Raw genomic sequence first — 248 nt, 5'->3', positions numbered from 1 at the left:
AGGCCTCAGCATTTTATTATGGTGATCCCCTGGGCGAAATGCGCCTGGTAAGCAGAGTTTTTGAAATGTAAGGCCTTTGAATAAGACAAAAGGCTGCCTCATCGCTAACTTTGCAACAGTGCCCAGAAAAGCATCTTACGGATGGCATGACAGTAAGAGAATTATGCAGTGCTGCCATAACCATGAGTGATAACACTGCTGCCAACTTACTTCTGACAACGATCGGAGGACCGAAGGAGCTAACCGCT

At 46.8% G+C, this 248-nt stretch carries 2 protein-coding genes; both read left to right on the top strand.

Annotated elements, in window-relative coordinates; genetic code table 11:
* Positions 1 to 71, top strand: a 71-nt coding sequence (locus tag ACSIPU_RS31400; protein WP_072100800.1) for a transposase, incomplete at its 5' end; no start/stop codon positions are given.
* 9 nt (positions 72 to 80) lie between these two features.
* A partial coding sequence (locus ACSIPU_RS31395) for a serine hydrolase (RefSeq protein ID WP_435322603.1) occupies positions 81 to 248 on the top strand: 168 nt, incomplete at its 3' end.

It is taken from the genome of Klebsiella sp. HN106, assembly GCF_051209435.1.
Taxonomy (GTDB): Bacteria; Pseudomonadota; Gammaproteobacteria; order Enterobacterales; family Enterobacteriaceae; genus Klebsiella; species Klebsiella oxytoca.
This window is presented reverse-complemented; position numbering and strand designations above follow the sequence as displayed.